Annotated in this window: 1 protein-coding gene and 1 pseudogene; both read right to left on the bottom strand. The window is 65.4% G+C overall.

The genetic code is table 11. The features are described from left to right. Window positions 1–468, bottom strand: a pseudogene (locus ACGF5C_RS34385) (formate dehydrogenase); the annotation flags it as partial. Window positions 469–635: 167 nt separating this feature from the next. Beyond that, window positions 636–1,643, bottom strand: coding sequence for a glucose-6-phosphate dehydrogenase (coenzyme-F420) (fgd, locus tag ACGF5C_RS34380; RefSeq protein ID WP_393308530.1), 1,008 nt, complete (start codon window positions 1,641–1,643; stop codon window positions 636–638). Between the last annotated feature and the right edge of the window lie 32 nt (window positions 1,644–1,675).

Genomic DNA, 1,675 nt, shown 5'->3' with positions numbered 1-1,675 from the left:
ACTCGCGATCCCCATCGTGCGGGCGGTGCGATTGCCGTCGACCTCGTCCTGCCAGTACGCGCGCCGGGTGGCGATCACCCGATCCGCCACCATATCCATCGCCCGCTCGAGACCGATGGGTTGCCAGTCGGTGGCGTGCGGCGGCCGATAGAGGACCTGATGGCGCCGGGCCTCCCCGGTCGTCAACTGCAGGCTCGCCGCACCTTTCGGACACAGTCGTCCGCGGCTGACCGGTGAGTCCGGATTACCTTCGATCTGAACGACCTTCTCGTCTTTGACGTAGACCCGCTGCGAACACCCCACGCCGCAGTACGGGCACACCGACGTCACGACACGGTCGGCGTCGGTCGTTCTGGCCTGCAACGATCGACTGTGCCCGGACTGCGCGGCGGCCGCCTTGCCGAGGGGGTCGTCGCCGGTCAACTGCCGGTAGACCGGCCACTCCGTGATCCACTGACGTATACCCACCGCGGCTCCTCGGCTCGGTCGTCGAAGTCCTCGCCGTGCTACCCGCGATCTCCGGACTCAAACGTGCCCCACCGAGAGTCCCCGGCGGCGTCGCGATGGAGGCCGGCCGCCGCAGCGGTCGGTTTCACGCCTACTGCTACGGCGGGCACGCCATGAGCCGTGAAATCTCAGGTCAATGCGCGCAGGCGTGGGGCGAGGTCGCGTGCGAACAGGTCCAGGAAACGGCGCTGATCGTGGCCGGGAGCGTGGAAGACCAGGTGGTTCAGCCCCGCATCGACATACGGCTTGACCTGCTCGACCGCCTCATCCGGATCGCTGGCCACGATCCAGCGCTTGGCGATCTGCTCGATCGGCAACGCATCCGCGGCCGCCTCCATCTCGATCGGATCGGTGATCGAATGCTTCTGCTCGGCCGTCAACGACAACGGCGCCCAGAACCGCGTATTCTCCAACGCCAGTTCCGGATCGGTGTCATACGAAATCTTGATCTCGATCATCCGATCGATATCGCCGAGCGTACGACCCACCTTCTCCGCACCCTCGGTCACCGCCGGCATCAACTTCTCCGTGTACAGGTCCATCCCCTTACCCGAGGTGCAGATGAAACCGTCACCGGCCCGGCCCGCATACCGCGCCACCACCGGCCCGCCCGCGGCGATGTAGACCGGGATCCCCGCCGGCGGCACATCATAGATCGACGCGCCGACCGTGTTGTAGTACTGACCCTCGAAATCGACCCGATCACCACTCCACAACGCGCGCATCAGATCCACCGACTCACGCAGCCGGGCGAAACGCTCCTTGAACTCCGGCCACTCCCCCTGGTAACCGGTCGCGATCTCGTTGAGCGCCTCACCGGTGCCCACACCCAGCATGATCCGCTCCGGATACAGCACCCCGAGCGTCGCGAACGCCTGCGCGATCACCGCCGGGTTGTAGCGGAACGTCGGCGTCAGCACCGACGTACCCAGCTGAATACGAGAAGTCCGCTCACCGACCGCGGTCATCCACGCCAGCGAAAACGGAGCATGCCCGCCCTGGTGCCGCCACGGCTGGAAATGATCACTGACGGTCGCACTGTCGAGGCCGTGTTCTTCGACCAGAACGCCGAGCTCGACGAGCTCGCGTGGTCCGAATTGTTCCGCCGACGCCTTGTATCCCAGCTTGATGTCCAAAGTCTCTGTCTCTCAGTTCATTCGAGCGAGTG

It is taken from the genome of Micromonospora sp. NPDC047620, assembly GCF_043205005.1.
GTDB lineage: Bacteria > Actinomycetota > Actinomycetes > Mycobacteriales > Micromonosporaceae > Micromonospora.
The sequence above is the reverse complement of the archived record's forward strand: the minus strand, read 5'-3'. Positions and strand labels throughout refer to the sequence as shown.